This window comes from Ensifer sp. Root31, assembly GCF_001424825.1.
Classification (GTDB): domain Bacteria; phylum Pseudomonadota; class Alphaproteobacteria; order Rhizobiales; family Rhizobiaceae; genus Ensifer; species Ensifer canadensis.
Genome location: NZ_LMCO01000042.1, coordinates 4,732 through 11,687 on the forward strand (window position 1 = coordinate 4,732; position 6,956 = coordinate 11,687).

The 6,956-nt window shown below is 58.1% G+C and carries 7 protein-coding genes and 3 pseudogenes; 3 read left to right on the forward strand and 7 right to left on the reverse strand.

The features are described from left to right. The 5 genes and pseudogenes from tnpB to ASD00_RS28375 form a co-directional block, all read right to left on the reverse strand. Positions 1 to 363: pseudogene (gene tnpB, locus ASD00_RS42565) on the reverse strand (IS66 family insertion sequence element accessory protein TnpB); the annotation flags it as partial. Between the two features lie 77 nt (positions 364 to 440). After that, a complete protein-coding gene (locus ASD00_RS42055) occupies positions 441 to 605 on the reverse strand; it encodes a hypothetical protein (protein ID WP_244496163.1) in 165 nt (54 codons plus the stop codon). A 39-nt stretch (positions 606 to 644) separates the two neighbouring features. Beyond that, positions 645 to 707, reverse strand: a pseudogene (locus ASD00_RS42060) (IS66 family insertion sequence element accessory protein TnpB); the annotation flags it as partial. Positions 708 to 879: 172 nt separating this feature from the next. Next, positions 880 to 1,284, reverse strand: a complete 405-nt coding sequence (locus ASD00_RS39340; RefSeq protein WP_244496154.1) for a transposase — start codon at positions 1,282 to 1,284, stop codon at positions 880 to 882. 418 nt (positions 1,285 to 1,702) lie between these two features. Further along, positions 1,703 to 2,560 (reverse strand): class I SAM-dependent methyltransferase, encoded by an 858-nt coding sequence (locus ASD00_RS28375; RefSeq protein ID WP_057210542.1) that lies wholly within the window; start codon positions 2,558 to 2,560, stop codon positions 1,703 to 1,705. Positions 2,561 to 3,239: 679 nt separating this feature from the next. Between ASD00_RS28375 and ASD00_RS39345 the strand changes: the two are divergent. The 3 genes and pseudogenes from ASD00_RS39345 (at position 3,240) to ASD00_RS28395 (ending at position 4,542) form a co-directional block, all read left to right on the forward strand. Beyond that, a pseudogene (locus ASD00_RS39345) lies at positions 3,240 to 3,700 on the forward strand (hypothetical protein). Beyond that, the gene (locus ASD00_RS28390; protein WP_057210545.1) at positions 3,697 to 3,957 is read left to right on the forward strand and encodes a hypothetical protein; all 261 of its coding nucleotides are present in this window, start codon (positions 3,697 to 3,699) and stop codon (positions 3,955 to 3,957) included. Before ASD00_RS39345 ends, ASD00_RS28390 begins: the two are co-directional and overlap by 4 nt. 168 nt (positions 3,958 to 4,125) lie before the next feature. After that, positions 4,126 to 4,542, forward strand: coding sequence for a hypothetical protein (locus ASD00_RS28395; protein WP_057210546.1), 417 nt, complete (start codon positions 4,126 to 4,128; stop codon positions 4,540 to 4,542). Here ASD00_RS28395 and ASD00_RS28400 read toward each other — a convergent pair whose 3' ends face one another. Together ASD00_RS28400 and ASD00_RS39350 are read right to left on the reverse strand one after the other, a co-directional pair. Next, positions 4,543 to 5,481 carry an IS110 family transposase gene (locus ASD00_RS28400; protein ID WP_057210547.1) on the reverse strand — a complete coding sequence of 313 codons (939 nt, stop codon included), beginning with the start codon at positions 5,479 to 5,481 and terminating at the stop codon, positions 4,543 to 4,545. A 215-nt stretch (positions 5,482 to 5,696) separates the two neighbouring features. Continuing rightward, a protein-coding gene (locus ASD00_RS39350; RefSeq protein WP_156585852.1) for an IS630 family transposase occupies positions 5,697 to 6,643 on the reverse strand; the annotation gives its coding sequence in 2 pieces (ribosomal slippage) (positions 5,697 to 6,295 and positions 6,295 to 6,643; 948 coding nt in all). Between the last annotated feature and the right edge of the window lie 313 nt (positions 6,644 to 6,956).

Here is a 6,956-nt window from a genome sequence, read left to right on the forward strand (position 1 = left end):
CTTGCCCCGACCTTGGGCAAACACATAGGCAACCGCAGGATACGCAGGACCGTTCCATGGGCGATCGTCCACCGCATGCGCCCAGAATTGACAGATCTTGGCGCGTTTCCGGCCCTTTTTCAGGACAGGCATCCGGGTCTCGTCCACAAACACCCGGCTATGGCTGTGAATGTAAGCTAAAAGCTTGTCGTAGAGCGTTTTCAGCCACCAGGCTGACCGCCAGGTAAAGTGACGATCTTCCAAAACCTTCGAATAGAGACAGACCCCGCTGCCATCCCACCACACGATCCGGACACGGTCCTTCCGCTTGGAACGGAACACGTAAAGGGCGTTATTGAAAGGATCGAGACCGCCATCCCTGACCAAAGCCATCAACGAAGCCGCTCCCTTGCGAAAGTCGACCGGTTGGCAGGAGACGTAAACGACAACCCCAGACGCGATCATGCCTTGCGCACCGCCCGTAGGATCTTGGCAAGATGATCCGGCTCGGTATCTCCGGCCACGCGCACCACGACGTCACCCATGACGATCTCCACCGGTGAACTTGCAACAGCTTCGACGCGCGCGAAACTAACCCTTTCATTAGCCTCTTTCGAAAGGGGCACCACCGATCCCGAGGCCAATGCCTTGCGACGCCACCCGTAAAGCTGCGAGGGATCTAGCCCCTCAGCGCGGGCGATCGCTGATACATTCGCCCCCGGCAGCATTGTCTCCGCAATCAGCCGAGCCTTCTCAGCATCCGGGCCAATCTCGTGGCGTGCGCCTCGTCCGTATTGGTGTCGCCGTCAGAACCTCAAAGGCACGAGCCTGATTCACACTGTCGCTCATAGGTTTCTCCGCATGATTCATGCCGAAAATGAGCGATCTTTCGAAACCGCGCTACGTGGGATGGCCTACCCGCTTACTCTCAATCCGACCTGCGGCGAAGTGGACGGCATCCGATGGAGAGCCCTGGTGGGCCGCTTGATCGCCGACCACTGTTACCGGCACGAACATCGCCTGCTGCGCGCAGACCTTGGCCGAGGGACGAGAGGTCAGCCCGGCATCCCGACGCCAAACATTCAGCAAACCGCGATTGACGCCCCAGCGCCGAGCAACGGCCGAGATGTTCACTCCGGGTTCCGCGCTTTCCGCAAGGATCCGCGCCTTCTCCTGGTCAGTCCAATTCCGCCGCTGGCGACGACCCGTGATCACCTCGATCCGACGATATTTTCCCTCATGCCTGGCTTCATGCATGCCTTCATCCATGACTTCAAGCATGGCATCAGCGCGATCTCCAACCATCCCGTTCCGCTCCTATCGGTGAAGGAGCTTATCTCGCGGCCCCGATCACAAAAGGAAAGGTGGGCTGTTCGTAGCGCTCACAATGCTCCGATCATCAGCAGATCGTAATCTTTCTTCTCTCGCTCTGTGTGACGCATTTCAGCCTCCTGGTGTCGTTGCCACTAGGACAACGCCGCTCCTTGGCTGAAGTTGCAATTAGGCACGCGGCGGTCTACCGCCACCTCGCGTTCTTTTCGCCTTCCATCATCGCTACCGCGTCTGCTCCCATGGCGCGGCACATGGTTTCGGGCAAGGACTGGTGCCGTGTCTAACAAGATACGAGAAAATAAGAAGCTGGCAGTTGGCGCGTCGGTCGGCAATGTGTTTGTCGACGAGACACCATCTACGAACGTTGCTCGCAATAATGAGGAGTGCTGGTCTAGCCCAGGTTCTCCAAGATCATCCCGTCTTGCCCCGATTCCGGATCGCTATGGTATCCTGACCATGCTCCCTTCACAAAGGGGCGGGTCAGGGTCAGTCCTGTCGCGCTTATAAGTTTGTGTAGCGCTTGGGGGGTGTAGCCCACTGCACCTCTTGGGACGTCAAGATTGTTGATGAAGCAACCACGGGCGTCGGGTTCGTTCTGAAAAGTCAACGACCACTGTGTCAGGTCACTAGAACGAGCTGACTCAAGGACTTCAGGTGTAAGCACAAAACACGATGCCCAAACTTTGCCGCCCGGTTTAAGTATGCGACGGCATTCTCTTAGATAGTGAGAGATTTCGTCGTCGAATAAATGGGTGAAGACGGACCAGAAGATGACCCTGTCAACCGAGTTATCGTCCATGGGGATCTTGATGTCCAAGGTCGACATGGTGCCGGTAGGATTGTGCAGATCATCCTTTACATCGAAGCGAACAAAGCGAAAGTTTGGGAAAATATTCGAGATGTTGGCTTTGTTCCAGGCGATCGACCGCTCGATAATGTCAATCCCGAGGTATCTGCCTTTCGGCAGCGCTGTCGTTAGCGGGATAGCGCTCCTCCCCACACCGCAACCGATCTCGACGAATGTGTGGTCTGGCTCGACGCCTATCTTATCTCGGAGTTCGGCGAGTTGTCCTTCTGCGTTTGCAATGAACGCATCAGGGCCGGAGCCGGTCATATTGATCAAGTCGAACGGGATTTTGAACCCAGAATAATGTAGATGGTCTGTCACCTCGACGACCGACTCTGGCTGGTCGGGGGTGGCTTTCACGATCGTCGGTCTATGTCGCCATTTGAACAGTTTTGCCAGCATTTCCCCACACCCCTTTTCGACTTTGGATTGTTACAACTTTCATAACGCTCAATCGTATTGGCAACAAGAGGTTGTGAATTTACGCATCGACGTTCCCCGAGAGTGCGAAGGCGGTGAACATCTCGGACCTCTGCGGTCCACTTGAAATCCTGGGCACGTCAGGCATAAATGGCGCGTCTGTGAATTCGAACGCTCGGACGGGGCCTCTTCTCCTATTCGTAGGAGAAGAGGCTTTTTTGTTCCGAAAGCGGGCGCCTGTCGTGCGCGGCTAGGCAGACGCCACACCAGCGACAAGGCAAGGATCTTGGGGAAACTGCCGTCGGATAGCCGGATGGTTCAAGCTATCGCGCCCGCTGCCCCTGAGGGCGCGTCCACGTGAATGAGTCCGAAAGCTTTGGCAACTCTATCTTGCGGGCTCTTTGATTTTTCGCGCGGCATCGGAATGCTCGCCGCAGGCTTGAGCGACGATAGCCAGGCAGCGCTGTCTCTCAACTGAGATCGCATCGACAACCATCTGCGTCGGGTCGCGCTGACCCCGCATTAGGTGTCGAGCCGTCACGGTCCAAGCTAACTGGGCAATGTCATCTGCAGCCATGATCCGTCTCGGTTGAAATCCAACCAAACTTAAGCGCTCAGGCTTTCGCGAGCGTTACCTCAACCATCCGAAAAGGAAGACAACATGAACCGACGCATCAACGCGGCGGGCCTTGCGCTCGTCAAACAGTGGGAATGCCTGAAAACGAAGGCCTATCAGGATGTCGCCGACGTCTGGACCATCGGTTACGGCCACACCAGCGTGGCCGGCGCGCCTGTGGTGAAGCCGAGCACGCCGGCGGCAAGCGCGTGAAGGGCCTCGTCAACCGGCGTGCCGCCGAAGCTGGCCTTTGGGTGAAGGGCGAGTTCGTCTCGAGCAACACCGTCGAGGCTTCCACTAAGGCGCCATCGACCGAGGTTGCTGTCATCGGCGGTAGCGGCGCCGCGGGCGTCGGCGTGGCGATCGGCCCAGCCATCCCTGACGTGGTCGACGCGATCAGTGGCCAGCAGGAAGCGCTGACGAGCGGCCAGTGGGCCCGCATCATCGTCGCCATGGTTATCCTCGGCCTCACGATCTACGGCATCTATCGCAAGGTGCGGTCGTGAGCCCGAACACGATCATTGGGGCGGTCGCTGGCGCGGCGCTCGGCGGGCTTTTCGTCTTCCTAGCTGCCACCGCTTGGTGGCTGCCGGCAGCGCGCAGCGAGGGCAGGGAGCTTGAGCGCTCCGCCCAACTCGCCCGCTCCATGGAAATCATCAAGGAAAGGAGCCAGACCAATGCGGCGGTCAATTCTCTATCTGATGCCGATCTTTGCCATGAGCTTGGCGGCATCTGGGTGTTCCCAGACAAGCGGTGCGACTGACGGCGCCGGCTACGCGATGCTGACGCTGTCGGGGGCGATTCGTCAGTTCATTATCGCCAACGACCAGCCGTTCGCGCGGCGGGTCGCATCTCACAATCGGACGTGCGCGGCGCACGCCGGTTGCTCGAAATAACCATCAGCATTGCATTGCGGACACGAGGGGCATTGATGCGGCAGGAGCATGGAACGATGGAACTCCCAAAACGCGCTCAGAGACTTGAGTGGAACCTCAACACGATCATCCAGCTCGTCACGCTGGTCTGCATGTTCGCAGGCGGCGTCGCGATATGGGTTGAGAAGAGCCGGGATATCGAAGAGTTGCAGAATTGGCACGCGGGCCATGAGCTGCTGCACAAAGAGCGCCTCGTTGAGGTGAAGGCGGTCGAGGCTCGAAACGAGGAGCGTTTCCGCTCACTCGAAGCCGACGTGCGCAAGATCGAGAACCTCACCTATCGGGTGACAATCATGGAGCAATTCAGCGGCTCTACCACGACGGCGATCAAGGACCTGCAATCGCTGGTTAGCCAGCAATCTGGAGGCTTGAAAGTGATGAGAGAGATTTTGCAGCTAGAGTATCCGTTTTGATCAAGCTGGTTTTGGGGTCCATTTTCGTTCGTCACGCAGGAGGGCGTTTGCGAGGACGATGAGCTTTCGCATGACGGCGGCGATGGCGACTTTGGGTGGTTTTCCGTTTTCGGTGAGTAGCTTGTATTTGGCCTTGAGGTCCGGATTGAAGTGGGCTGCGACGAGGGCTGGCATGTAGAGTGCTTGGCGCACGGTGGCTCTGCCGCCGGTGATGAAGGCGCGTCCGGTCCATCGCCCAGACTGGCGGCTTATTGGTGCCAGCCCGCACAGAGACGCGGCAGCCTTCTCGTCGAGCTCGCCCAGTTCAGGCATTTCGATGATCAGCGCAAAGGCGCTGACAGTGGAGATGCCGGGAATGGACACCAGGATCAAGAAACGCGCCTTGAGACTGTCATCGGCCTCGATCAACCGCATGATGGCCTGATTGATATCGTCCATCTGGCGTTCGATCTGCCTGAGGCGAGACGCGTTCTGCCGCTTGAGCAAAGGCTGCGTCAGGTTCTTCGCTCGGTTTTTGGCCGCCGTCCTGTCCTTCACCAAGGCCAGACGGGCGACGTGCAGTTCTTTCAGATCGTTGAGAGCATCCGCGGTTGCGTGCAACAGACGCGGTTCGAGCAACAGGCCATAGCGGGCAAGTATTGCGGCGTCGATCCGATCCGTCTTGGCCAGTTTGCCAGACGCTTCGGCAAAACGGCGGGCAAGCCCGTGGTTGACCTTGGCGAGCGCCAGACCGTGGCTAATCATGCAGCGCTCGAATGCTTTGTGGTAGGCACCGGTCGGCTCATAGACGATACGCGCGACCGCCGCACCGCCGATCCACTTGAGGATTGCCGCAAATCCCGTGCGATCATTGGCAACACGCAACCTTCTTCCATCCGGCAGGCGATGAAGGTCGATATGGTCTTTCGAGATGTCGGCGCCGATAGTATCCTGGCTCATCTTTTCCGCCTCCTATGCTTGTCATCCAAGGCAAGACCTTGGGTATCCGTTCAGGACGATTGGAAAAGATGGGGGCGATCAGACTCTAGCCCGGCCCTTAAAACGGCCTCGCATTTCACGATCCATCCCCCATCGCCGGACGAGGGTGACCGCCCTCTCCGGCGCTTCTTTCTCTCACAAGAAGCAGGAATAATCATAAGACAAGCGTTTCCCTCTCATGCTGGATCGTATCCGCATGAGCTGAAGTAGTTTCTGCATTCTTTAGGCGCGACGAGATGGACGAGCTTGCCAATCATGTCCCACAGACCGGACACGGTCCGCTCAGCTGCCTTCCTCAGATGTGCCTTGAGCTTGGAGAAGGCCTTTTCGATGGGGTTGAAGTCGGGACTGTAGGGCGGCAGGAACGCCATTGTTGCGCCCGCCGCTTCGATCAACGCTCTTGCTGCTGGCCGTTTGTGGCTGGAAAGATTGTCGAGGATCACGATGTCGCCGGATTTCAACGTCGGGACCAGGACCTGAGCGACATAGGCCTCGAACCACTCGCCATTGATCGGACCGTCGATGACCAAAGGCGCGACCATTCCGGTATTTCGTAGACCGGCGACAAGCGTCGTGGTCTTGCGATGGCCATGGGGGAAACCCATCCGTAGCCGCTCACCCCTGGTGCATCTTCCATGAGTGCGGGCCATGTTGGTCGCGGTCCATGTTTCGTCGATGAACACGAGCCGCGACGGATCAAGATCGAGTTGCTCGTCGAACCACCGCTGACGGAGTTCCAAGACGTCTGGGCGTGCTTGCTCTATCGCGTGGCCAGTCTTTTTTTGCGCGTCTGATTGTGCCGGACAAGGAAACGGTGCAGCGCCGACTTGCTGATGGCGATGCCCTGAGCTGCAAGGGCATCCCGAAGTTCGAATAAGGTGCCGTCCCGGTGTTCCTCAAGCCACGACTTGATCGCGTCGGCGTTGGCTTCGGTTTTGTGCGAATGACGGTCTCCACCCAGCGGGCCGGGTCGAACATGGCCCTGACGGACTTGCAGGTTTCGCCACCGGCTCACGCTGGCCGCACTGACGCCAAAGCGCTCGGCAGCCTCCCGGTGCGACGCTCCGGCAGAGACGGCGGCAAGAACACGTGCGCGAAGATCAACGGAAAGGGCTTTCGACATTATCTGCCGACCTCCATCGGCAGAAAGTTTGAATCAGAACGCATCTGATTTGCAAAGCCCAAATGATTCAATCAGTCAGGGAAACGCTCTAATTGAGGGCGGGCACCTCAGACGCTGATGATGAAACGCCCAACAATCACGGCCTCCCGCCCATCGAGCCCAGTCTAGTCAGGCTGGAGGAGTCTCAACCCCCCGCTGCTTCTTTCATTGACGCAGCCTGTCGCCTTGCCTAGCTGAAGATCGATGATCTGCCAGCATTCATATTCGGCTGGCTTTTCGCTTTGCCTGGCCTCAAGTTCGACGAGTGCTTCCA